Source organism: Kitasatospora sp. NPDC034023 (genome assembly GCF_055575795.1).
Genome location: NZ_JBVIRY010000014.1, coordinates 1 through 24,079 on the forward strand (window position 1 = coordinate 1; position 24,079 = coordinate 24,079).

22 protein-coding genes are annotated in these 24,079 nt (G+C 72.3%); 17 read left to right on the top strand and 5 right to left on the bottom strand.

The window, feature by feature from the left end; all coding sequences use genetic code 11:
• Nucleotides 1-145 precede the first annotated feature (145 nt).
• A complete protein-coding gene (locus tag ACZ52R_RS19515) occupies nt 146-673 on the top strand; it encodes a hypothetical protein (protein ID WP_465615539.1) in 528 nt (175 codons plus the stop codon).
• Between the two features lie 73 nt (nt 674-746).
• Here the strand turns inward: ACZ52R_RS19515 and ACZ52R_RS19520 are convergent, their stop codons facing one another.
• Entirely contained in the window at nt 747-1,313 is a 567-nt protein-coding gene (locus ACZ52R_RS19520; RefSeq protein ID WP_465661635.1) for a DUF6529 family protein, read from the bottom strand.
• A gap of 4 nt (nt 1,314-1,317) precedes the next feature.
• Nucleotides 1,318-1,887 (bottom strand): COG4315 family predicted lipoprotein, encoded by a 570-nt coding sequence (locus ACZ52R_RS19525; protein ID WP_465615543.1) that lies wholly within the window; start codon nt 1,885-1,887, stop codon nt 1,318-1,320.
• A gap of 246 nt (nt 1,888-2,133) precedes the next feature.
• Between ACZ52R_RS19525 and ACZ52R_RS19530 the strand changes: the two genes are divergently transcribed.
• From ACZ52R_RS19530 to aspS, 4 genes are all read left to right on the top strand, one after another.
• Complete coding sequence (locus ACZ52R_RS19530) at nt 2,134-2,535, top strand: hypothetical protein (RefSeq protein ID WP_465753806.1); 402 nt, start codon at nt 2,134-2,136, stop codon at nt 2,533-2,535.
• A 361-nt stretch (nt 2,536-2,896) separates the two neighbouring features.
• Entirely contained in the window at nt 2,897-3,256 is a 360-nt protein-coding gene (locus tag ACZ52R_RS19535) for a YciI family protein (protein WP_465661639.1), read from the top strand.
• Nucleotides 3,257-3,322: 66 nt separating this feature from the next.
• On the top strand, nt 3,323-3,901 hold the full coding sequence (locus ACZ52R_RS19540; protein ID WP_465661641.1) for a GNAT family N-acetyltransferase: 579 nt from the start codon (nt 3,323-3,325) through the stop codon (nt 3,899-3,901).
• Nucleotides 3,902-4,076: 175 nt separating this feature from the next.
• Nucleotides 4,077-5,384, top strand: coding sequence for an aspartate--tRNA(Asn) ligase (aspS, locus tag ACZ52R_RS19545; protein WP_465615551.1), 1,308 nt, complete (start codon nt 4,077-4,079; stop codon nt 5,382-5,384).
• Nucleotides 5,385-5,460: 76 nt separating this feature from the next.
• On the opposite strand, the gene ACZ52R_RS19550 is transcribed toward aspS, so the two are convergent.
• A complete protein-coding gene (locus ACZ52R_RS19550; protein ID WP_465615553.1) occupies nt 5,461-6,513 on the bottom strand; it encodes a nuclear transport factor 2 family protein in 1,053 nt (350 codons plus the stop codon).
• 192 nt (nt 6,514-6,705) lie between these two features.
• Here ACZ52R_RS19550 and sigJ point away from each other — a divergent pair, with 192 nt between their 5' ends.
• From sigJ to ACZ52R_RS19605, 11 genes are all read left to right on the top strand, one after another.
• Nucleotides 6,706-7,665 carry an RNA polymerase sigma factor SigJ gene (gene sigJ / locus ACZ52R_RS19555; protein ID WP_465753807.1) on the top strand — a complete coding sequence of 320 codons (960 nt, stop codon included), beginning with the start codon at nt 6,706-6,708 and terminating at the stop codon, nt 7,663-7,665.
• Between the two features lie 218 nt (nt 7,666-7,883).
• Complete coding sequence (locus ACZ52R_RS19560) at nt 7,884-8,672, top strand: response regulator transcription factor (RefSeq protein ID WP_465615557.1); 789 nt, start codon at nt 7,884-7,886, stop codon at nt 8,670-8,672.
• A gap of 16 nt (nt 8,673-8,688) precedes the next feature.
• Entirely contained in the window at nt 8,689-10,200 is a 1,512-nt protein-coding gene (locus tag ACZ52R_RS19565) for a sensor histidine kinase (protein WP_465615559.1), read from the top strand.
• Nucleotides 10,201-10,387: 187 nt separating this feature from the next.
• Nucleotides 10,388-11,347, top strand: coding sequence for an LAETG motif-containing sortase-dependent surface protein (locus tag ACZ52R_RS19570; RefSeq protein ID WP_465615561.1), 960 nt, complete (start codon nt 10,388-10,390; stop codon nt 11,345-11,347).
• Nucleotides 11,348-11,586: 239 nt separating this feature from the next.
• Nucleotides 11,587-11,865, top strand: a complete 279-nt coding sequence (locus ACZ52R_RS19575) for a hypothetical protein (RefSeq protein ID WP_465615563.1) — start codon at nt 11,587-11,589, stop codon at nt 11,863-11,865.
• 7 nt (nt 11,866-11,872) lie between these two features.
• Nucleotides 11,873-13,228, top strand: coding sequence for an oxygenase MpaB family protein (locus tag ACZ52R_RS19580; protein ID WP_465661648.1), 1,356 nt, complete (start codon nt 11,873-11,875; stop codon nt 13,226-13,228).
• Between the two features lie 437 nt (nt 13,229-13,665).
• Entirely contained in the window at nt 13,666-15,210 is a 1,545-nt protein-coding gene (locus ACZ52R_RS19585; RefSeq protein ID WP_465615567.1) for a cytochrome ubiquinol oxidase subunit I, read from the top strand.
• 43 nt (nt 15,211-15,253) lie between these two features.
• Nucleotides 15,254-16,288, top strand: coding sequence for a cytochrome d ubiquinol oxidase subunit II (cydB, locus tag ACZ52R_RS19590; protein WP_465615569.1), 1,035 nt, complete (start codon nt 15,254-15,256; stop codon nt 16,286-16,288).
• Between the two features lie 4 nt (nt 16,289-16,292).
• The gene (cydD, locus tag ACZ52R_RS19595) at nt 16,293-19,799 is read left to right on the top strand and encodes a thiol reductant ABC exporter subunit CydD (RefSeq protein WP_465753808.1); all 3,507 of its coding nucleotides are present in this window, start codon (nt 16,293-16,295) and stop codon (nt 19,797-19,799) included.
• A 119-nt stretch (nt 19,800-19,918) separates the two neighbouring features.
• On the top strand, nt 19,919-21,727 hold the full coding sequence (locus tag ACZ52R_RS19600; RefSeq protein WP_465615573.1) for a sensor histidine kinase: 1,809 nt from the start codon (nt 19,919-19,921) through the stop codon (nt 21,725-21,727).
• A 168-nt stretch (nt 21,728-21,895) separates the two neighbouring features.
• A complete protein-coding gene (locus tag ACZ52R_RS19605) occupies nt 21,896-22,309 on the top strand; it encodes a YegP family protein (protein WP_360498017.1) in 414 nt (137 codons plus the stop codon).
• A 106-nt stretch (nt 22,310-22,415) separates the two neighbouring features.
• Here the strand turns inward: ACZ52R_RS19605 and ACZ52R_RS19610 are convergent, their stop codons facing one another.
• The gene (locus tag ACZ52R_RS19610) at nt 22,416-23,282 is read right to left on the bottom strand and encodes an HAD family hydrolase (protein ID WP_396288980.1); all 867 of its coding nucleotides are present in this window, start codon (nt 23,280-23,282) and stop codon (nt 22,416-22,418) included.
• 178 nt (nt 23,283-23,460) lie between these two features.
• On the opposite strand from ACZ52R_RS19610, the gene ACZ52R_RS19615 reads away from it, so the two are divergent.
• Entirely contained in the window at nt 23,461-23,649 is a 189-nt protein-coding gene (locus tag ACZ52R_RS19615) for a hypothetical protein (protein ID WP_465615576.1), read from the top strand.
• Nucleotides 23,650-23,763: 114 nt separating this feature from the next.
• Here the strand turns inward: ACZ52R_RS19615 and ACZ52R_RS19620 are convergent.
• On the bottom strand, nt 23,764-24,079 hold a 316-nt coding region (locus tag ACZ52R_RS19620), incomplete at its 5' end, for a hypothetical protein (RefSeq protein WP_465615578.1).

A 24,079-nucleotide genomic window follows, 5' to 3' on the forward strand; every position in this document is an offset into this window, starting at 1 on the left:
CCGGGCCCTCGGCATGCCCAACGTCCCACGGCAGCCCCACAACCCCCGACACAGGGATCACCCCAGATCAGCCGACGCGAACCGAAACACGGAGGCTAGCGCACCCGCTTTGCTGGGAGGTCGTCATGCTGTACATCTGACGATCATGAAAAAAGACCAGGTCGGCAGACTCATCGGCGCCAGCTTCGGGCTCGTCTTCGTCCAGGCGAATGCCGGGGCCTTGCCGACCGCCCTCGGTGCTCCCCTGCGGGTGCTCGCCCTCCTCGCGTTCCTCCGGGTCCTGTTCGCCGGTCGAGGGGCCGCCGCTCCCGCGACCAACGGCACGGCCGCGCCGAGCAGCATGGGCTTCGGGCGGGGCTACTGGTACGTGGTGGCAGCCGAAGTGGTCGCGGTCGCGGTCGGCCTGATGGTGGTCAACAAGGTGCTGCACACCGGGACCGTCGCCTGGATCACCTTCGTGGTCGGCGTGCACTTCTTCGGTCTCGCAGTCGTGTGGAAGCGGCCCGACCTGCACGTCCTCGCCGGGTCGATGGCGGCCTGCGGTGTGGGCGGCCTGGTGCTGGCCGCCCTCGGTGCCTCCACCGCCGTGATCGCGGTGGTCGCCGGAATCGTTCCCGGCGCGCTCCTGCTCGGTTCGGTGCTGTGGTCCGGCCGGGCAGTCGCCGCACACTGAGCAATCGCTTGCAGACAGGCAGACGGCCCCTTGCAGACACGCAAGGGGCCGTCGGCGTTGCCCGGTCAGAAGCTCACAGGCCGGGCACGTGGTAGTCGTTGAGGCGCCAGAGCGCGGCGCTGTACCAGAGCAGGGCGATCAGGACGATCAGTGCTCCCCCGGCGGCGGGCAGGGCCCAGCCGGGCAGCCGGCGGTGCCGGACCACGATGACCTTCGCGACGAACGCGCCGTAGAGGAAGCACCCGGCGAGCGAGTGCAGCGCGATCCGGCTGTCCGTCAGCTGCACGCCGTAGGCGGTGAGGCAGTGGTAGGCGATCGGGAGGGAGAGCAGGAGCGCGCCCAGGCCGACCAGCCGGTGCCCGGTCCGGACCGACCGGGGCGCGGCGCGTAGACCGGGCAGCCGGCCGTACATCCACAGCGCCAGCAGGAGCTGGACCAGCGCGAGGCCCAGCAGGGCGGTGCCGAGCTGGGCCTTGAGCTGGTTGGCGTCGTCGAAGCGGCGGCCGAAGAGACTGCTCGCGTAGTCGGGGGTGTGTGCCCGGCCGTACCAGAAGAGGCCGGCCGTCACCGCCACCGGCAGGAGTGCCCACAGGAGGCCGGTGGCCCGCCGGGGGCGGGGCGGCCGTTCGACGGCGTGCATCGGATCAGCTGCCCTCGACCTTGTCCCCTGCGGCGTTGACCACGTACCACTTGGCACCGAAGGCGCTGGACTCCTCGCCGTTGGTGTCGCCCTGCGCCTTGTCGCCCTCGAAGTAGTAGAGCGGGTGGCCGTTGTAGACGATCTGGGTCTTGCCGTCCTTGCGGGTGGCGGTGGTGATCTTGGCCTGGTCGGCGCCGTTCGCGGCGGTGGGGGCGCCGGTGGTCAGGACGGGCGGCCAGGCGGCGGCGCACGCGTCGTAGCAGGTCGGGGTGGGCGAGGTGTCCGCCTCGAACAGGTAGAGCGTCTTGCCCTGGGAGTCGACCAGGATGTTCTGGTACTTGCCGATGGTGGCCGCCGCGACCACGGTGCCGCCGCCGGTTGCTCCGGCGGAGGGGCTCGCGCTCTCCGTCGACGTCGCCGCAGCGGTCGGGCTTCCGGAGGAGCCCGCCATGGTCGTCGTCGCAGGTGAGGAGCCGGCGGCAGACGTCGTGCTCTTGCTGCTGGAGCAGCCGCTGCACAGCACGGTGATCAGGGCGGCGGCGGCCAGGGCGGTCACCGTGCGGGAAGTTCTCATGGGATTGTCTCTCCGGCCAGGGTGGGAATGGGTGCCACCACTTCAGCCTGAAGGAGCCTGCCGCCTCACCAGGCACGCCAGCGGGTGGGCAAGGCGGGACGGCCGTTAACCCTGATGGCCGACAGCAACACGCCGTTCCGGCGGCGAGGGTGGGCCCAGACCCACCCACCTGTACGGCTGGACCCGTAGGTGGCCCGGCTCGCGCTCCGTAGCGTCGTTTCCACCACGACACGGAGGAGAAGGACCATGGCGACCACGACCACCCGGGACGGCTTCACCACGGTGAAGACGTGCATCACGCTCTTCGGCGTCGTCAGCGCGATCGTTCTCGGCACGGTCGCCGTGATGGCGTTCACCGGCCACGAGGCGACCCCGTTCATGTGGATCCGTGGCGCCGTCCTCCTCGGGGCCGCCCCGCTGATCCACCGGCTGGTGAGCCGGGCCGCCGCCGGCTCGGCCAAGGCCTTCGACCGCGTCCGCACCCTCGTCACGATCATGCCGATCGCCATCGTCGGTGTGGATCTGATCCCCGGCCTCTGCCCCACCTGGTACGCCGTCCTCCAGGGCCTCTCCGCCCTCGCCCTGGTTTCTGCCGCCGTCCTCGCCCGCACCTCCCCGCTGAGCGCCGCCTTCCCCGAGGAGGGGTGAACCCTCAGCGGGGTCCCGACGAATTTCCCACGTCATCGATTCACAAGCCTTGACCGTGTGTTCACACCTTTCGGGAGCATCGGGGGCGCCGGTCCCGGCGGGAAGTAGGACGACCGGACGGTCCTTGGTGCGTTCACCGCGTAGGCGACCGGTCTGCCCCGATGCCTGTGACCAGCCGGGAAAGGGCAGATCGGGCATGGCGAACGTTCTCCACAGCGACGAGCAACTCCTGTGCGCAAGAGTCGACTTGGCCTCGATATCGAGCGCGGACCCGGCGAATTGTCCGCGCGGGAAGTCGGCCCGTCCGACTTCCTGCGCGGCAATCACCGACGGCCACCGGGTTCCGGGGCAGGATCGCGGCATGAAGTACATGGTGCTGATGTACGCCGATCCCGCAGCGACCGCGGCGATGTCCGACGAGCAGCGCGCCGACGTGTTCCGCCGGCACGAAGCGCTCCACCAGGACCTCGAAGGCACCGGCGAGATGCTCAACGGAGCCGGGCTGGCCTACCCGAAGGACACGACCACCCTCCGGTGGCACAGCGACGGAACCACCCCGGCGGACGGGCCGCTCAAGGAGGCGGCCGAACACCTGACCGCCTACTACGTGATCGACTGCGCGACCCCAGAACGGGCCCGGGAGATCGCCGCACGCGTCCTCGACTTCCACGTCGTAGCGGTCGAGGTGCGGCCGGTCCACGACTGGTTCGGCATGGGCTGAGACCCGGCGGCGGCCCGCCCCGGATATTCGATGGCGGGCCCGGCGGCGCCTGGTGAGGATCGCAGGATGCATCCCTTCCCGGATCCCTTCTTGCAGACCGAACGGCTCGTGCTGCGCCCGTTCACCGAGGCCGACGCCGACCACCTCTTCGCGCTGGACAACGACCCCGAGGTCATGCGCTTCATCAACGGCGGCAAGCCGGCCGACCCCGAGGCGATCCGGACGCGGACCCTTCCCCGGCTCCTCCACGACCACCCCTGTTCGGGGACCCGGGGCTTCTGGGCCACCGAGGAGAAGGCCACCGGAACCTTCCTGGGCTGGTTCGAACTCCGCCCCCTCGACGACCACGACCCCGCCGTGGTCGAACTCGGCTACCGCCTGAACCGGGCGGCCTGGGGCAAGGGCTACGCCACCGAGGGATCGCGCGCCCTGATCGACAAGGGATTCACCGACCTGGCGGTCCGGCGGATCACCGCGAACACCATGGCCGTGAACACCCCCTCCCGGCGCGTGATGGAGAAGTGCGGCCTGTCCTTCCTCCGGAGCTTCCACGGCGACTGGCCGGAGTCCATCCCGGGATCGGAACACGGCGAGGTCGAGTACGAACTCCTCAAGTCGGTCTGGGAACAGCAGCAGCCTCGGTAGCTCCCCCCCCGGCGATCCGCTCGGTCGGCTCCTTGCTCCCCGCAAGGAGCCGACAGGGAGAAATGTGCGCGACGCGGTGGAGCGTGATCCTCTACGGTGAGCGCGTCCCCCGGGCGGCCGTTTACCGCCCGTCGTCGGCGCGACCAACGCGCCCGCAACCCAGGGAGTTGCCGCCATGACGCGCACCCTTGTCGCAGACCTCCACGCACGGATCGGCGAGACGGTCACCGTCTACGGCTGGGTGAACACGCTCCGGCTGCAGCGGCGCCTCCAGTTCGTCCTGGTCCGGGACCACACCGGCCTCGTCCAGGTCACCCATCCGCGCGGTGGTGAGGACGACGTCATCGAGGCCTCCTTCGAACGGGTGACGGTCGAGTCCGCCGTGAAGGTCACCGGCAAGGTGGTCGCGAACCCGCAGGTCAAGCTGGGTGGTCTGGAGATCGTCCCGTCGCAGGTGGAGATCGTCTCGCTCGCCGAGCCGAAGCTGCCGATCGACGAGAAGACCGGCATCGACCAGCGCCTGGACTGGCGCTTCCTCGACATCCGGCGCCCCGCCCAGCACCTCGTCTTCGACGTCCAGACCACCGTCGAGCGGGCGATGCGCGAGCTGACCGTCGAGGAGGGGTTCACCGAGCTGCACACGCCCAAGCTCATGGGGACCGCGTCGGAGTCCGGCGCGGAGGTGTTCGAGGTCGGCTACTTCGGCCGCACCGCCTACCTCGCCCAATCGCCGCAGTTCTACAAGCAGATGGCGATCGCCGGCGGCATCGACCGGGTCTTCGAGATCGGGCCGGTGTTCCGGGCCGAGCCGTCCTTCACCTCCCGGCACGCCACCGAGTTCACCGGCGTCGACGTCGAGATCGCCTGGATCGACGGCGTCGAGGACGTGATGGCCTTCGAGGAACGGATGCTGCACCGCGTCCTCGCCGCGGTGGCCGAGCGCCACGGCGAGGCGATCGCCGAGCACTTCGGGACGCCGGTCGTCGTCCCGGAGCTGCCGTTCCCCCGCATCACGATGGCCGACGCCCTGGCCCGGCTGCGCGCCACCGGCTGGGACCCGGAGGGCGTGAAGGACGACCTCGACCCCGAGGGCGAGCGTGCGCTGTGCGCGCTGATCGAGCAGGAGACCGGGCACGAGTTCGTCTTCGTCACCCGATTCCCCGCCTCCGTAAGGCCGTTCTACCACCTGCGGCCGGAGGACGACCCGACCGTCACCGAGTCCTTCGACCTGCTGTGGAAGGGCGTGGAGATCACCACCGGCGCCCAGCGCGAGCACCGGTACGACCGGCTGGTCGCCCAGGCCCGCGAGAAGGGCATGGACACCGGGCCCCTCTCCGGCTACCTGGACTGCTTCCGCTACGGCACCCCGCCGCACGGCGGCCTGGGCCTCGGGCTCGGCCGGCTGCTGATGCTCGCGCTCGGGCTGCCCTCGATCCGCGAGGCGACCTTCCTGTTCCGGGGGCCGCACCGCCTCGAACCGTAGCTGGGAACGTGGAGCACCCGAGGCGCCCCACGGCGCAGGAAGTCGGCCCGGTCGACTTCCTGCGCCGAGGCGTTCCTCAGTAGCCGACGGCCTCGCGCAGCAGCAGGACGGTTCCCGGGGTCATCCGGGCCGGGGCGGTCAGGACCAGCAACTGGTTGACGGCGCTGGGCTGCCCGTAGGCGGCCTCGGAGCGGACCGTCTCCAAGGGGAGCGCGTGCTCCTCCACCCGCCGCAGGGCGGTGGGCAGATCGGGGACCACCTTCTGCGCGCCGACCACCCAGATCGCCCGGCCGGCGCCCCCGACGAAGGACGGCAGCTGGCTGCCGCTGGCGGAGGCGACCACAAGCGAGCCGGTCTCGGTGACGGCGGTGACGCTGCCCACCACGACGTCCGGAACGGCGATCATCCGCCGGAGGTCGTCGGCCTCGGTGACCCGGTCCATGGTCGACACACGCGGCTTGACCGCCCGGTAGCGGTCCCCGCCGTTGACGGCCTCCTCGATGCCGGACAGCCGCAGGGTCTCGCTGGCCGAGGTGAAGACGGTGGCGTCCGCCGGGATCAGCTCCTCGACCCGGGCGCGCGCGGCGGCGGTGCCGTCGAGGATCTCGACGGTGAAGCCGTTCGCCGTCAGGGCCGCGGCCACCCGCTCCAGGCACTCGGCGGGCGCCGGGTCGGTGAACGAGGCCCGGGCCGACCGGGGCGCGGAGCCCGTCAGCGGGGTGGTGTCGAGGTACAGCAGCTCGTAGACCCGCTCGGTGAACCGCCAGCCGTCCGCCGTGCGCCGGTAGCTGTCGTGGTACATGGCGTGGTTGAAGCCCTGGAAACCGTTCTTCAGGCGCGCCAGCTCGTACATGTGGGCGCGGCCGGTGGCGGTGTCGCCGTCGATCCGGATCGCTCCGGGGTGGGTGTTCTGGATGAAGAAGTCCCACTGCTCCTGCAGCTTCTGGCGACCCGCCCGGATCTGCTCCGGGCCGACCAGCTCGATGGGGACGTTGGGCATCCGCAGCGCGCCGTCCGGAGTGAACAGCCCGGCGAGGCGGTCGCCGTCGCGCATCGTCACGGCGTCGGTGAACTCGCTCTGCAGGGCCTGGATCTCGACCCGGTCGGCGATCGTCTGGAAGTCGTTCATCAGGTTCCTCGGTCTCTGGTGTGTTCCTGGTTTCCCTCTGACCGGTACGACAAAGCGGCGGGTCGGAATGTGAGGCGCCGGGTCGGAACGCGAGACGGCGGGTCGAACGTCACATCCATCGGCCGTCACGATCCGCTGTCCTGTGCTGTCGTAAGAGTGAGCGGGACCGACGATCCGAAGGGGCGGGGACGGATGCGAGACGACGAAGCGGTGGAGCGGCCCGATCCGGGGCCGGGCGCGATCATGGGCGAGCGGCGCCAGTTGATCAATCTGGCGTACCGGCTGCTCGGTTCGCTGGCGGACGCCGAGGACGTGGTGCAGGAGACCTACGCCCGCTGGTACGCGATGCCCCGGCGGGAACGGGAGACGATCGGCTCGCCCGGCGGCTGGCTGACGACGGTCGCCAGCCGCATCTGCCTCAACGTCCTCGGCTCGGCCCGGATGCGGCGGGAGCGCTACGTGGGCGAGTGGATTCCCGAGCCGCTGCCCGAGCACCGGGAGTGGTCGTCCTCCGCGACGGCGACGGCGGCGGACCCGGCGGACCGGATCATCCTGGACGAGTCGGTCAGCATGGCCTTCCTGGTCGTCCTGGAGGCCATGACGCCGGCCGAGCGGGTCGCGTTCATCCTGCACGACGTCTTCCGGTACCCGTTCGCCGAGGTGGCCGCGATCGTCGGCCGGTCGCCGGCGGCCTGCCGGCAGTTGGCCTCCTCCGCCCGCCGCCGGGTCCGTGCCGCGCAGGCCTCGGTGGCGCCGACGAGCGCGCAGGCGGGTGTGGTCCGGGAGTTCAAGCGGGCCTGGGAGGCGCGGGACCTCAAGTCGCTGATGGGCGTGCTCGATCCCGATGCCATCGTGGTCGCCGACGGCGGCGGCCTGGCGGGCGCCCTGCTGAAGCCGCTGACCGGGAGCGAGCGGATCGCCCGCGCCTACCTGGACTCCTCGCGCGTCGCGCCGGAGACGACGCTGCTGGAGTGCACCGTCAACGGCCGGCCCGGACTGGTCGCCCAGCGGGGCGGCGTCACCGACACCGTGATCGCGTTCCGGATCGTCGAGGCCCGGATCACCCACATCTGGGTGGTGCGCAACCCGGAGAAGCTCCGGCCGTGGACGGATCCGCACCGGGTGGACGGAGTCCCGTCCGTGCGGAAGTGAGGTGGGTCATACCGGTGGTGGCGCGGGAGCGGGCACTGTTTGCCGGGGGCGCACTGGGCGTGTTCACGCCCGTGCGCACACCACCGAGCGCCCGTCTATGGGCTTGTCGTCGTAAAACCGACCGATAAGGTGTTAATCCAACATTCATCCATGCCGCGTAGCCTCCGGGGGCTAGCCTCATGCTGAACGTCATCGTCCGACCGGGAGGCGAAAGCCCCGTGCAAGGCACTGTCACCACACCAGGCGCCCCTTCGGCGGCCGGGAGCCAGGGCGAGGCGTTCCTGCTCGTCGTGGACGACGAGCCCAACATCCGCGAACTGCTCGCCGCCTCGCTGCGCTTCTCCGGCTTCCGGGTCGCCTCGGCCGCGAGCGGCACCGAAGCGCTCGACCTCATCGCCGCCGAGCGCCCCGACCTCGTCGTGCTCGACGTGATGCTCCCCGACCTCGACGGCTTCACCGTCGTCGAGAAGCTGCGCGAGCGCACCAGCCGCGGCCAGATAGCCGGACCGGCCCACGGGCACCCCGGCGACCACCTGCCGGTGCTCTTCCTCACCGCCAAGGACGGCGTCGGCGACAAGGTCCAGGGCCTCGCCGCGGGCGCGGACGACTACGTCACCAAGCCCTTCAGCCTGGAGGAGCTGATCGCCCGGATCCGCGCCATCCTGCGCCGGGCCGGCGGACCCGCCGAGGACGGCCGGCTGGTCGTCGCCGACCTCAGCCTCGACCCGGTCGCCCACGAGGTCACCCGCGCCGGCACCCCGGTCGCGCTCTCCCCGACCGAGTTCAAACTGCTCCACTACCTGATGGCCAACGTCGGCCGGGTGGTCTCCAAGGCGCAGATCCTCGACCACGTCTGGGCCTACGACTTCGGCGGCGACCTCTCCATCGTCGAGTCGTACATCTCCTACCTGCGCCGCAAACTCGACTCCGGCCCCGCGCACGGCCCCAAGCTGATCCACACCGTGCGCGGCATCGGCTACGCCCTGCGCCGCCCCCCGCAGGGCTGACCCGGTACCGACGAACGTGTTCGCCCGCTTCTCCTCCCGGCTGTCGCTGCGCGCCCGGCTCCTGGTCCTCGCCCTCGTCCTGGTCACCACCGGCCTCGCGGTCAGCGACACCTTCGTGCTCGGCACCGTCCGGGCCCAGTTGGTGGAGCAACTCGACGAACAGCTCCAGCGGTACGGGCTGCCGCTGTCCCGCAAGCCCCCGGCCCAGGTGACCGCGCCGACGCCCGGCCGGCCCGCCCCCACCGGCCGACGCACCAGCCTGCCCAGCCAGTACCTGGTCCAGTTCCTGTCCTCGGACGGCAAGGTCCAGGCGGTCATGCGCCAGCCCGTCTCCGACACCGACCCGGCGCCCCAACTCGTCGGCCTGGACCCGGCCCGGACCGCCCCCGACACCCCCTTCGACCTGCCCGACCAGCGCGGCCACCACCGATGGCGGGTCCTCGTGCTGCCGCTCCAGACCCCCCGCGGGCAGACCGCCGGCCCCAGCACCTTCGCCTCGCCGGCCGTCACCCCGACCCACGTCATGGTGGCCGTCTCCCGCGAGGACACCGACGCCACCCTCGGCAAACTGCGCACCTCCTTCCTGGCCATCGGCGGCGCCGTCCTGCTCCTGATCGCCGCCCTCGGCTTCTTCGCGGTACGGGCCGGACTGCGGCCGCTGCAGCGGATCGAAGCCGGCGCCGAACTGATCGCGGCCGGCGAACTGTCCCACCGGATGCCCGAACTCTCCCCGGGCACCGAAGTCGGACGACTGTCGATCGCCCTCAACGGGATGCTCACCCAGATCGAGGCGGCCTTCGCCGCCCGCGCCGAGTCCGAGGCCCGCATGCGGCGCTTCGTCGCCGACGCCTCGCACGAACTGCGCACCCCGCTCGCCGGAATCCGCGGCTTCGCCGAGCTGTACCGGATGGGCGCCCTGCCCACCGAGGCCGACGTCAAACGCACCATGACCCGCATCGAGAGCGAAGCCGACCGGATGGGCGCCCTGGTCGAGGACCTGCTGGTGCTGGCCCGGCTGGACGAGGAACGCCCCCTCGACCTCGCCCCGATGGACCTGCGCACCCTCGCCGCCGACGCCCTGCACGACCTCACCGCGCTCGACCCCAGCCGCCCCGTCGCACTCACCGGTCCCGCCGGCACGGGCGCGCCCGGCGCCGCGCCCGTCCTCGGCGACGAGGCACGGCTGCGACAGGTGGTGACCAACCTCGTCGGCAACGCGGTCAAGCACACCCCGGCCGGCACCCCGGTACGGATCGGCGTGGGCGCCAGGCCCGACGGGACCTGCCTGCTCGAGGTCGCCGACGCGGGCCCCGGCCTGACCGCGGAGCAGGCCCAGCGGGTCTTCGACCGCTTCTTCCGCGTCGACGCCTCCCGCAGCCGCGACAACGGCGGTGGCGCCGGACTCGGCCTCGCCATCGCCACCGCCCTCACCCACGCCCACGGCGGAACCCTCAGCCTGGAGACCGCGCCGGGCGCGGGCGCGACATTCCGGGTCGAACTGCCCGACAACGGCGACCGGTCCTTCTGAGCCCGGATTTCGGGTTCTTTGTCGACACGTCAATTCTCCGGTGGACCAGGCAATTCGGCGGCGCGTTCATTGCCGGAAACCGGCATGGAGCGTAAAGAAAGCGTGTGCCTATGATCAGCCCTGCCTGGCCGTCACAACCTGTCCGGACCAAGGCTTTTGCTTTCTTTCCGACCCGAAAGAGGTCATTGTGAAACTCCGCCGTTCGCTGGTCTCGGCCGCCGTCATCGCCGCCGTGATCTCGCCCGCAGCCATGCTCTCCGCGGCACCCGCCTTCGCGGAGTCGGCTCCGACGGCGCAGTCCCAGAACGGCAGCGGCTCCATCGCCGAACTGGAGAAGGCCGCCGCCGACGCCGCCAAGGCCTACGAGGCGGCGAAGGCCCACGAGGCCGACCTCAAGGCCAAGTTCGACGCCTACACCTTCCCGGAGGCCCTCCGCGCCGACTACGAGAAGGCCAAGGCCGCCGCCGCGAAGGCCACCGCGACCAGGGAGGCCCTCGACAAGGCTGCCGGGGAAGCCGCCGACGCGTACGGCCGGGCCAAGGAAGAGGACCTGGCCAAGGCCAGGGAGACGATGCTGAAGGCGTTCGACGCCGCCAACGCCTCCCACACCGCGGAGACCGAGGCCAAGGCCGCCGTGGAGGCGGCCAAGAGGGCACTGGACGACGACCGCATCGCCGAGCTCCGCAAGGTCATCGCCGCCCAGGACGCCACCGAGGCCGCGGCCACCGCCAAGGCCGCCGCCGACAAGGCGCTCGCGGACGCGAAGGCGGCTGCCGAGAAGCCGGTGGAGAAGCCGGTGGAGCAGCCCGTCGAGAAGCCGGTGGAGAAGCCGGTGGAGCAGCCCGTCGAGAAGCCGGTCGAGCAGCCGACCACCGTCACCCCGGCCGCGGACACCACCAAGGCCTCGACCGCCACCACCGTCTCGACCGGGTCGACCACATCGACCACCGAGCTCGCCGCGACCACCTCGCAGGCCGTGACCACGTCGCAGGCGGTCACCACCACCGGGTCGACCACCGAGCTCGCCGCGACCGGCTCCAACCCGGCCACCCCGTACCTCGCCCTGGGCTCGGGCCTCGCCATCAGCCTCGGCGCCGCCGCCCTCTACGTCTCCCGCCGCAAGCCGGCCGCCCGCTCGACCTCCTGACCCACCCGGTTCGCGCCCGTTCGGGAGGAGGCCGCGAACCACCACAGCACCCCACCCGAACCGCAGGGACAGGCCCCGGGCCCGCCCTGCGGTTCGGCGTTTCCGGCCCCGAAACTCCTCGATCGAGTGAACCCGCCCCATTCACCCGGTCAGCCCCCCCGGTCGTATGCGACCGTGCAGCCGTTGCTTGTGCGGACTCGCACGGGCTGATCAGGCTGGACGGGAAAAGAGGTGTCTCAATGAGCGCGCTCGTTGCTGAGGGGACCGTCGTGAACCTGGACCAGGTGCTGTGGGACATGTGGAAGTCCTCGGACGTTCCCGAGGGCTATCGCGTGGAGATCATCGAGGAGAACCTCACGGTGTCACCCACCGGCGGCAGCCGCCATGGCCCCGACTCGGAATGCCGTGAGTACACCTCCGCGACTCGTATCCCCTACGGCAAGGAGGCCGTGATTCCGGAGGGCCCTGCCAAGGGGTTCGTGATCGGCCCCGGGACCACCGGTGAGCGTCGTGGCTGATCGGGGGGTGTCGTTCAGGCGGGACCTGTCCGAGTGGCGGATCGGGCTGGTGGCGTGGCGGTTGTTGGCGTTGCAGGCGGCGGATCCGGTGGTGGGGGCCGGGATGGCGGAGCACTCGACGTACCGGGCGCATCCGTGGCGGCGGGTGGAGCACACGCTGGAGAGCGGGCGGCGGCTGTTCTACCAGGACGCGGAGGCGCTGCGGCGGGAGATCGCGCGGCTGGACCGGGCGCACAAGCGGATCCGGGGGACGACGCCGGACGGGCGGTCGTACGACGCGCGGGACGCGGCGACCAGGGCGTGGGTGCTTCTGACGCTCTTCGAGTGCGTGGTGGCGATGCGGCGCCTCGGTGGCGATCCGTACGACGCGGCCCAACTGGAGCAGGTGTACGGCGAGTTCCGGGAGGCGGTCGCCGCCTTCGGCCTTCCGGAGGGCGAACTGCCCGCCACGGCCGAGGACTTGCCCGCCTACTTCGCCCGGTACGCCCGGGAGAAGCTGGAGTTCACCGAGGCGGCCCGCTACTTGATGGGTGGCCTGCTGCGGGAGGCGCCCCGGCCGCGCCGGCTGTGGTTCCTCGGGGATGCCGGCTGGCGGGTGGTGCGCCGTCTCGTGGCCCGGGCGATCACCGAGCTGACGGTGGCGGACCTGCCGCCGGTGGTGCGGGAGCGGTTCGGGCTGGCCGCGACCCGGCGCGGCGCGGTGCTGTCCGTCGTGCTGCACCGCGGTGTCGGGGCGCTGGTGCCGCGCCTGCCGGACCGGCTGCGCTACCGCTCCCCGGAGCCGGAGCGGGCCGACCCGGGCAAGCGCCGTTACCGTCCGCGGCGCGACGCCCGCGGGCCCCGGGTGGACCGGTTCTTCCGGGAGGTGCTGGACCAGACCGGCGACGGCTTCATCACCGCGCACGACCTGCGGGCGATGGCGCACAACGTGTGCTGGCAGCTGGAGTTGGACGAGGCGGCCGAGGCCCGGGTGTACGAGGCCTTCGAGGGCTGGTGGGAGCAGCTGCGCGCGGTGATGGACGCCAACGGCGACGGGAAGGTCAGCCGGGAGGAGTTCGTGGCCGCCACGGTGGCCGGTTGCGACCGGGACGGGGCGTACCTGGAGGAGGGGCTGCTGCCGGCGCTGCGGGCGGTGTTCACCGCGGCCGACACGGACGGCAGCGGGTTCCTGGAGTTCGACGAGTACCGCGTGGTGTTCGGCGGCGAGCGGGTGCATCCGGCCGAGCTGTCGCACGGTTTCCGCCAGCTGGACACGGACGGGGACGGGCGGATCACCCGGGAGGAGTTCCTGCACGGCTTCACCGAGTTCTTCACGGCCCGCGCCGACTCCACCTCGGGCGCCCAGCTCCTCGGCCGCGCCTGACCGCAGTCGCACGCAGGACGGCCGCGCCTGACCGCTGCCGCACGCAGGACGGCGGCGCCTGACCGCAGCCGCAGGTGGGACGGCATCGAACGACCCGTCCGTAGCACGCCCCGTTCGCTGTGGCGAGCGGGGCGTCGGCCTGTCAAGCGCCGGTTCGGCCAAGAACCCGGTGTCATCCGCCCGGTCGTTCGTTGCCCGTGGCCCGGCGGATCCGCAGACTGTGCGGACCGCACCGCAAACCGTGACGCATCGCACAGGACTGTCAACCCCACCCCACCTGCAGTTCCCCCGTAAGGATGGTGGATACTGATGCTTGTGAACGTGTTCACGTTCACAAGCGGACAAGCCTGCGTGGTCCGGCAACGGTCCACGGCTGGAGAAGAAGTCTGTCCGGAATGCGCCCGTCATCACACGGGCAGGTTGGGAGAGAGGGCGACGTGGAACTGGCAATCGCTCACGAGACCATCGCGCGATGGCAATTCGGCATCACCACCGTCTACCACTTCCTCTTCGTTCCGCTCACGATCAGCCTGGCCGCGGTCGTGGCCGGCCTGGAGACCGCCTGGGTGCGGACGAAGAAGGAGAAGTACTTCCACGCGACGAAGTTCTGGGGAAAGCTCTTCCTCATCAACATCGCGATGGGCGTGGTCACCGGAATCGTCCAGGAATTCCAGTTCGGGATGAACTGGTCCGACTACTCCCGCTTCGTCGGAGACGTCTTCGGCGCCCCGCTCGCGATGGAGGCGCTGATCGCCTTCTTCTTCGAGTCCACCTTCATCGGCCTGTGGATCTTCGGCTGGGACAAGCTGCCGAGGAAGATCCACTGCGCCTGCATGTGGATGGTCGCGCTGGGCACCGTGCTCTCCTCCTACTTCATCCTGGCCGCCAACTCCTGGATGCAGCACCCGGTCGGCTACGCGATCGACCCGGCCACCGGCAAGGCCCAGCTGACCGACATCACCAAGGTGCTGTTCCAGAACACCACCCTCACGGTCGTTGCCCACACCCTGACCGCCGCCTTCCTCACCGGCGCCGCCTTCATGGTCGGCATCTCCTCCTTCCACCTCTGGAAGGCCAAGCGCAGGCCGGAGACCGCCGACGCCAAGAAGACCGCCACGATGCGCACCTCGCTGCGGCTCGGCCTGGTGCTCGCGGTCGTCTTCGGCGCCGGCACCGCGCTCAGTGGCGACGAGCTGGGCAAGGTCATGTTCGAGCAGCAGCCGATGAAGATGGCCGCCGCCGAGGCGCTGTGGGACACCCAGTCGCCCGCGCCGTTCTCGATCTTCGCGGTCGGCGACGTCAGCAAGGGCCACAACTCGGTGGCGCTCGAAGTCCCCGGGGTGCTGTCCTTCCTCGCCCACAGCGACTTCAGCTCCTCCGTCCCCGGCATCAACGACACCGCCGCCGCCGAGGCCGCCCAGCACGGCGGCAACCCCAAGGACTACATCCCGAGCATCTTCGTCACCTACTGGGGCTTCCGCCTCATGATCGGCTTCGGGATGACCTCCTTCCTGGCCGGCCTGATCGGCCTCTGGACCACCCGGAAGAAGCTGTTCCTGCGCCCCGAGTTCCGCACCGGCGAGACCGAGGTGCCCCGGCTGATGCTCACCCCCAAGCGCGAGCTCAGCCCGCAGCTGACCAAGTGGAGCTGGCGGATCGGCATCCTGACCATGGGCTTCCCGCTGATCGCCAACAGCTTCGGCTGGGTCTTCACCGAGATGGGCCGTCAGCCCTGGGCCGTCTTCGGCCTGATGACCACCTCTAGCGCGGTCTCCCCCAACGTCGGCCTCGGCACCCAGATCGGCGCGCTGGCCACCTTCACCACGCTGTACGCGATCCTCGCGGTCGTCGAGGTCCGGCTGCTGGTCAAGTACGCCAAGGCCGGCCCGGTGGTGACCGAGCAGCCGCCCACCAAGGACCCCTCGCTGCGCGGACCGTCCTCGGACGAGGACGCCGACAAGCCGCTCGCCTTCGCGTACTGAGGCACCGGACGACCGAGGACCACTGCGGAACTGAGGATCTGACATGCAACTCCACGACGTCTGGTTCGTGCTGATCGCGGTCCTGTGGATCGGCTACTTCTTCCTGGAGGGCTTCGACTTCGGGATCGGCATCCTGACCAAGCCGCTGGCCCGCGACACCGCCGAGCGGCGGGTGCTGATCAACACCATCGGCCCGGTCTGGGACGGCAACGAGGTCTGGCTGCTCACCGCCGCCGGCGCCACCTTCGCCGCCTTCCCGGACTGGTACGCGACGCTCTTCAGCGGCTTCTACATCCCGCTGCTGGTGATCCTGGTCTGCCTGATCATCCGCGGCGTGGCCTTCGAGTACCGGGCCAAGCGCGACGGCGCCCGCTGGCAGCGGAACTGGGAGGAGGCCATCTTCTGGACCTCGCTCCTCCCGGCCTTCCTCTGGGGCGTGGTCTTCGCCGACATCGTGCGCGGCGTGGACATCGACGCGCAGAAGAACTACGTCGGCGGCCTCGCGGACCTGCTGAACCCGTACGCGCTGCTCGGCGGGCTGGTGACGCTCGCCCTGTTCACCTTCCACGGCTCGGTGTTCGCCGCGCTCAAGACCGTCGGCGAGATCCGCGAGCGGGCCCGCAGGGCCGCCCTGCGGGCCGGACTGGCCACCGCCGTCCTGGCCCTGGTCTTCCTGGTCTGGACCCAGCACGACAGCGGCAACGGCCGCAGCCTCGCCGCCCTGGTGATCGCCGTGGCCACCCTGGCCGCCGCCCTGGTCGCCAACCAGCTCGGCCGCGAGGGATGGGCGTTCGTCTTCTCCGGGGCGACCGTCGTGGCCGCCGTCGCGATGCTCTTCCTGGCGCTCTTCCCGAACGTCATGCCGTCCACCCTGAACGACGGCTGGAGCCTGACCGTCAGCAACGCGGCCTCCTCGCCGTACACGCTGAAGCTGATGACCATCGTGGCGGCGGTGTTCACCCCGCTGGTGCTGCTCTACCAGGGCTGGACGTACTGGGTGTTCCGCAAGCGGATCGGCGTCCAGCACATCCCCGGGCACGCCCCCGCCGCCCCGGCCGCCCCGCTCGACCGGGCCTGACGCGATGAAGCCGGTCGACCCCCGCCTCCTCGGGTACGCCCGCACCACCCGGGTCTTCCTCGCCGGATCCGTGCTCCTCGGCGCGGCCGGCGCGGCCCTGGTGGTCGCCCAGGCGAGTCTGATCGCCGAGATCGTCGTCCGCGCCTTCCAGCGCGGGGCGACGCTCGGCGAGTTGACCACGCCGCTGCTGCTGCTCGCCCTGACCGCTGTCGGGCGGGGGCTGGTCGGCTGGCTCACCGAACTCACCGCGCACCGGTCCGTCGCCCGGGTGAAGTCCACCCTGCGGCGCCGGCTGCTCGACCACGCCACCGCGCTCGGCCCGGCCTACCTGGCGGGCCGGCGCACCGGCGAACTCACCACCCTCGCCACCCGCGGCGTCGACGCGCTGGACGACTACTTCGCCCGGTACCTGCCGCAGCTGGCGCTGGCCGTGGTCGTCCCGGTGATCGTGCTGCTGCGGATCGTCGGCACGGACTTCACCTCGGCCGCGATCATCGCCGGGACGCTGCCGCTGATCCCGCTGTTCATGGCGCTGGTCGGGATGGCCACCCAGACCCGGATGGACCGGCAGTGGGACACCCTGGCCCGGCTCTCGCACCACTTCCTCGACGTGGTCGCCGGCCTGCCCACCCTCAAGGTGTTCAACCGGGCCCGCACCCAGGCCACCACCATCGCCCGGATCACCGCCGACTACCGCCGGGCCACCCTGCGCACCCTGCGGATCGCCTTCGTCTCCTCCTTCACCCTGGAACTGCTCTCCACCCTCTCCGTCGCGCTGGTCGCGGTCACCGTCGGCTTCCGGCTGGTGGACGGCACCCTCGACCTGGAGACCGGGCTGCTGATCCTGGTCCTCGCCCCCGAGGTGTACGCCCCGATCCGCCAGGTCGGCGCGCTCTACCACTCCAGCGTCGAGGGACTGACCGCCGCCGACGAACTCTTCCGGGTACTGGAGACCCCGCTGCCCGCCGCCGGGACCGTCCCTGCCCCCGCCCTGACCGGCGCCGTGATCTCCGTCGAGGGCCTGACCGTACGGCACCCCGGGCGCGCCGTACCCGCGCTGGACGATGCCGCGCTGACCCTGCGCCCGGGCACCACCACCGCCCTCACCGGCCCGAGCGGCGCCGGGAAGTCCACCCTGCTGGCCGTCCTGCTCGGCCTCACCACCCCCGAGACCGGCACCGTCCGGATCACCGCCGCCGACGGCCGGTCGTACGACCCGGCCGAGCTGGAGCCGGAGAGCCTGCGGCGGCAGATCGCCTGGGTGCCGCAGCACCCGCACCTGTTCGCCGGGACGGTCGCCGACAACCTGCGGCTCTACCGGCCCGACGCCACCGACGAGCAGCTGTGGACGGCCCTGCGGGCCGCGCACGCGCTCGACTTCGTCACCGACCTGGCCGCGCTGCTCGGCGAGGACGGCGCCGGGCTCTCCGCCGGACAGCGCCAGCGCCTCGCGCTCGCCCGGGTGCTGCTCGCCGACGACCGGCCGCTGGTGCTGCTGGACGAGCCGACCGCCAACCTGGACGGCGCCTCCGAGGCCGCCGTCGTGGACGCCGTGCGGACGCTCGCCGAGGACCCGGCGCGCACCGTGCTGATCGTCGCGCACCGACCCGCGCTGCTCGCCGTCGCGGACCAGCGGGTCCGGCTCGCCCCGCCCCTTTCCGTCGTGGCCACCGGCCCGGTGGCTCCGCTCGCCCACAGCGGCAAGCCGACGCCCGCCCCCGCCCCGGCCGTGTCCCAGGAGGCCGAGGAGCCCGGGGCCGAGACCGGCAGCACGCCCCGGCTGGCCCTGTCCATCCTGCTCGGCGCCCTCGCCCTCGGCTGCGCCGTCGCGCTGATGGCCACCTCCGGCTACCTCATCTCCCGGGCCTCCCAGATGCCGCCGGTGCTCTACCTGATGATGGCCGTCACCTCGGTGCGGGCCTTCGGCATCGGCCGCAGCGTCTTCCGCTACGCCGAACGGCTGGTCTCGCACGACGCGGTGCTGCGCGCCCTCGGCACCCTGCGGGCCGCCGTCTACCGGCGGCTGAGCGTGCTCGCCCCGGCCGGACTGCCCGCCTTCCGGCGCGGCGACCTGCTCTCCCGGCTGGTCGCCGACGTGGACGCGATCCAGGACCACTACCTGCGCTGGCGGCTGCCCGCCGCCGTCGCGGGCGTGGTCGCGCTGGCCTCGACGGTGGCACTGGGCGCCTTCCTGCCCGCCGCCGGCGCGGTGCTCGGCCTCGGGCTGCTGCTCGCGGGCGCGGTGGTGCCCGCGCTGGCCGCCCGCTGGTCGGCCGGGGCCGAGCGGCGGCAGGCCCCGGCGCGCGGACGCCTGGCCACCGCCGTGGTGGACGCCTTCACCGGCACCGCCGAACTCACCGTGGCCGGCGCGCTGCCCGGCCGGCTGGCCGCCGTCCGCGCCGCCGACGCCGCGCTGACCCGCCTGGCCGCCCGTTCGGCGGCCACCACGGCGCTCGGCACCGGGCTGATCGCGCTGCTCACCGGGCTGACCGTGACGGCGGCGGCGGCGGCCGTCGGCGTCCAGGGGGTGCGCGCCGGGGTGCTGGCGCCGGTCTGCCTGGCCGTCGTGGTGCTGACCCCGCTGGCCGCCTTCGAGGCCGTCACCGGGATGCCGCTCGCCGTCCAGGCCCGCCAGCGCAGCCGCGCCGCGCAGGCCCGGCTGGACGAGGTGCTGAACGCCCCGGCGCCCGTCGCCGAGCCCGCGGAACCGGTGGAGCTGCCCGAGCAGCCGCTGCCCGTCGCCGTGCGCGGGCTGACCGTACGGCACCCCGGGCAGGCGGTGGACGCGCTCGCTGGGGTGGACCTCGACCTCGCCCCCGGGCGCCGGATCGCGGTGGTCGGCCCGTCCGGTTCCGGCAAGACCACCCTCGCCCAGGCGCTGCTGCGCTTCCTGGAGCCGAGCGCCGGCACCGTCACCTTCGCCGACGGCCGTCCACAGGCTGTGGACAGCCGCGCGCTCGCGGGCGAGGACGTCCGCCGGGTGATCGGGCTCTGCGCGCAGGACGCGCACGTCTTCGACAGCTCGCTGCGGGAGAACCTGCGCCTCGCCCGGCCCGGCGCGGCGGAGGACGAACTGCGCGCCGCACTGGCCGCCGCCCGGCTGCTGGACTGGACCGAGGGCCTGCCGGACGGCCTGGACACCATGGTCGGCGAGCACGGCGCCCGGCTCTCCGGCGGCCAGCGCCGGCGGCTCGCGCTCGCCCGGGCGCTGCTCGCGGACTTCCCCGTCCTGGTCCTGGACGAGCCCGCCGAACACCTCGACCTGCCCACCGCCGACGCCCTCACCGCCGACCTGCTGGCCGCCACCGAGGGCCGCACCACCGTGCTGATCACCCACCGGCTGGCCGGGCTGGACGACGCCACGGTGGACGAGGTGCTGGTGCTGGACGGCGGCCGGGTGGCCGAGCGGGGCCGCTGGTCGGAGCTGGTCGCCGACCCGGACGGGCGGCTGCACGCGATGTGGCGGCGGGAGCGGGAGGCGGACGGGCTGCTGGAGCCGGTGGGGCGCTGAGCGGCGTGCCGGTGCCCGACGTGCCGGTGCCCGTCGTACTGGCACCCGACGTGCCGGTCCCGTCACGTCGCCGGTCGTGCCGCCCTTCGTCCGAAAACCGTACAAACTAGGCTTTCTTCATGGACCCCACGCCGGACTTCCCCGAGGCCGCCTCCGAGCCGACACCCCATCGGGTGCCCGAGATCGCCTCGCTCGGCCTGGACACCCTGGTCACCGAGGTCGCCGAGCGCCTGCAGTCGGCCGCCGCCGTCACCGACCGGATGCAGCGGCTGCTGGAGGCGGTGGTCTCCATCGGCGCCGGACTGGACCTGCACGCCACCCTGCACCGGATCGCCACCGGCGCCGCCGAACTGGTCGACGCCCGCTACGCGGCGCTCGGCGTGATCGCCCCCGGCGGCACCGGCCTGGCCGACTTCATCCACGTCGGCGTCGACGACGGGACCGCCGCCGCGATCGGCGAACTGCCCGCCGGGCGCGGCATCCTCGGCGCACTCATCGACCGGCCCGAACCACTGCGGCTCGCCGACCTCGGCGCGGACCCGCGCTCCTCCGGCTTCCCGTCGCACCACCCGCAGATGAAGACCTTCCTGGGCGTGCCGATCCGGGTCCGCGAAGAGGTGTTCGGCAACCTCTACCTCACCGAGAAGAAGGGCGGCGGCGCCTTCACCCCCGAGGACGAACAGGTCGTGCACGCGCTCGCCGCGGCGGCCGGCGTGGCGATCGAGAACTCCCGGCTGTACGAGGAGGGCCGCCGCCGCGAACGCTGGATCGCCGGCGCCGCCGCCGTCACCACCGCGCTGCTCTCCGCCGAGCAGGCCGAGACGGCGCTGACCGTCGCGGCCGAGCAGGTAAGGGAGTTGGCGAACGCCGCGCTCGGCATGATCCTGCTGCCGACCGGTCCGGAGGGCGAGGGGGACGGGCAGATGCGGGTCGCCCACGCCTCCGGCGAGGTGGCCGAGTTCGTCCGCGGCGAGCTGCTGCCCAAGGAGAGCTTCGCGGCCCGGCTGCTGGCGGGGGAGAGCGTCTACCTGGACGACATGTCCAGCGATCCGACCGTGGTGATGCGCCTCGCCCGCCGCTTCGGCCCGTCCATGGCCGTGCCGATGGTCGCCGCCGGGCGGGTGCTCGGCGGGCTCTGCGTCTGGCGGCCGTGCGGCGCGCTGCCGTTCACCGACAGCGAGAAGCAGCTTGCCGAGACCTTCGCCTCGCAGGCCGCCCTCGCCCTGCGGCTCGCCGAGGGCCAGCGCGACCAGCAGCGGCTGGCCGTCTTCCAGGACCGCGACCGGATCGCCCGCGACCTCCACGACCTGGTGATCCAACGGCTGTTCGCCACCGGGATGATGCTGGAGAGCGCGGCCCGCCGGGCGGTCGTCCCCGAGGTGAGGACCGGCATCGGCAAGGCGGTCGACGAACTGGACGCCACCATCCAGGAGGTCCGCACCACCATCTACGCCCTGCAGCACGACAACCACGGCGACGCGCCCGACACCCTGCGCACCCGGGTGCTGCGGGAGGCCAGCCAGGCCGCGGCGGCACTCGGCTTCAAGCCCTCGGTGAGCTTCGTCGGGCCGGTGGAGAGCCTGGTCGGCGAGCAGACCGGCCGTCAACTGCTGGCGGCACTGCGAGAGATGCTCTCCAACACGGCGCGGCACGCCCGGGCCTCCCGGGTCGGCGTCGAGGTCGAGGCGACCGTCCACCTGGGCGACGACGGCCGTCCGGTCGGCGGCGACCCGGAGTCGCTGGACCGGACCGGACGGCCCGGCGTGCTGCTCACCGTGACCGACGACGGCGTGGGCATCCCCAGGGGCGGCCGGCGCAGCGGACTGCTCAACCTCACCCGGCGCGCCGAGGCGCTCGGCGGCGACGCCTGGCACGAGAGCGGGCCCCACCGGAAGGGCGCCAGGGTGCGCTGGACGGCCCGGCTCTGAACGCGCCCTCCGGGCCGTTCGGCAAAGACAAGTGAAAGTTAAACGAGAGAGAACTTCCCGACCAACAGCGCAAGTTGTGAACGTTCTGGGCTTTCGGCGGCTCTGTGTGCACACATAGCTTTGCTCCGTCTCGGAGGGGAAACCGGAAGGTAACCGGACGGAGGGGCAGTGGACGCTTCCGGCCGCGGTCACACCGCAGCAGGGGCAATTCGAGGGGGGTTCCGCGCCGAACGGGCCGCGGACGGGCGCTACCGCTGGCAACTGAAGGCGCCCAACGGCCGGGTGGTCGCGATCACCCCTGCCGCGTTCGAGACGGCCGGCGAGGCCGAGCGCGGGTTCGACGGCCTGCGGGTCGGGGCGGCCGAACTGACCGCCCGCATCACCCACGTCCGGGACGGCATCGGCTGGGTCTGGGTCATCCCCGGGTCGCGCAACCTCCCCGAGGTGCGTTCCAGCCGCGCGTACGAACGGTACGCGACCTGCCAGAACGCCTTCCGGCGGTTCGTGGTGCTGCTCGCCAAGCAGCCACCGCGCGACCTTCCCGAGCGCGCAGTGCCGCCGAGACGCACCGATGGCCGCTGAGCGGCGCGGTCCGCGGCTGCTGATCGTGCCGGCGGCCGACCGCTGCGTCGGCTGGGTGCTGCGCGCCGCCAACGGCAGACCGCTCGGCGTCGGCGTGCGGACGGCGTTATCGCGTGGGGCTGCTCGGCCGGCCGAGTCCGAGCAGCTCCTCCAGCACCGCCGCGACGCCGTCCTGCTCGTTGCTCACCGTGTGCAGCGGCACCGCCGCCAGTACCTGCGGGTGGGCGTTGGCGACGGCGTACGCGGTGCCGGCCCAGGCCAGCATCTCCAGGTCGTTCGGCATGTCGCCGAAGGCCACCACCTCGCTCCGGTCGATCCCGTGTCCGGCGCACCAACGGGCCAGCGTGCTGGCCTTGGTGACGCCGGGTGCGCTGATCTCCAGCAGCGGGATCGGCGCCGAGCGGGTGATCTCGGCCAGGTGCCCGGCCGCCGACCGGGCCTGGGTGAGGAAGGTGTCCGGGTCGAGTTCCGGGTGCTTGGCGAGCAGCTTGAACAGGCCCCGGACCGGCCCGTCGGCCCCCAGCAGCTCCTCCGCCGAGCCGACCGCCTGCCCCAGGTCGTCGCCCCACATCGGCACCGCGTAGTCGGCCTCGCGGGCCCAGCCGCCCGGGTACTCGAAGGCGAACGCGGTGCCGGGCAGCTTGGCCCGCAGCACCTCGACCACCGCCAGCGTGGTCTCCACCGGCAGCGGGAAGGACTCCAGCAGCTCGCCGCGCCGCACGTCCACCACCGCGCCGCCGTTCGAGCAGATCGCCACCCCGTGGCCGCCGATGTGCGGGCTCACCTGCTGCATCCAGCGCGGCGGCCGCCCGGTCACGAACACCACCTGCACCCCGGCCGCCTCGGCCGCCGCCAGCGCCGCGGCGGTGCGGTCGGTGACGGTGCCGCCGGAGCAGAGCAGCGTGCCGTCCAGGTCGGTGGCGATGAGGCGCGGAGCGCTACGGGGTTCGGTCACCGGTCCATCTTCGCCCATCGGCGCCGCCCGGTCACCGCCGCGGTCGGGGCCGGGGCCCGAGGTGCCCAGGGGGCCGGGCGCGGCCCGATCCGGCCCTTCGTACGCCGTTTCCGGCCGATCCGCCCCCGCCCGGGGTGTCCCGGCACCGTACGGCGGGCAGGCACTGCCCACGGCCACCCCGTCGGCAGGAAGAGCCATGCCCACTCGCCAGCTCCGTGACCAGCCGCCCCCGACCGTCCGTCCCGGCCCCTGCGGCCCGGACGCGCCCGACACCTCGCGCGACCCGGTCCTGCTCGGTGACGTCCTCTTCCACACCCTCGCGGACCTCGCCCGCCGCACCGAGGCCCCCAGCCTCCCGGCGCAGCGCACCCGCCCGCACCCGTAGGGCCCCTTCGTCTTCGTCGGGGCGCGCCGGTGCCCGGAAACGCCGGAGGCCTCCCGGCCGCTCGCGGTGCGAGCGGCCGGGAGGCCCCTTTCACGGGTTCCTGAGCGCGTCGTCCTAGTGGAGCGCCAGCGACAGGGCCGTCACGTTAGTGCTGTTGACCGGCAGCAGGCCGTCGAACCAGTTGCCGTCGGCGCTGTGCACCTCGTGCAGCTTGCCGTCCTCGATGGCCTGGATCACGCGGTCACCGCCCGGGGCGATCTTGCCCGAGAGGGCGGTGATGTTGCCGCCGACACCGGGGATCACGCCGTCGTGCCAGCCGTCGGAGGCGCTGTACACCTCGTGCAGCTGGTTGTTCTTGATGGCCTCGATCACGCGGACACCGGCGGAGTTGTAGTTGAAGCTCAGCGTGGTGATGCCGGACAGGCCCGGG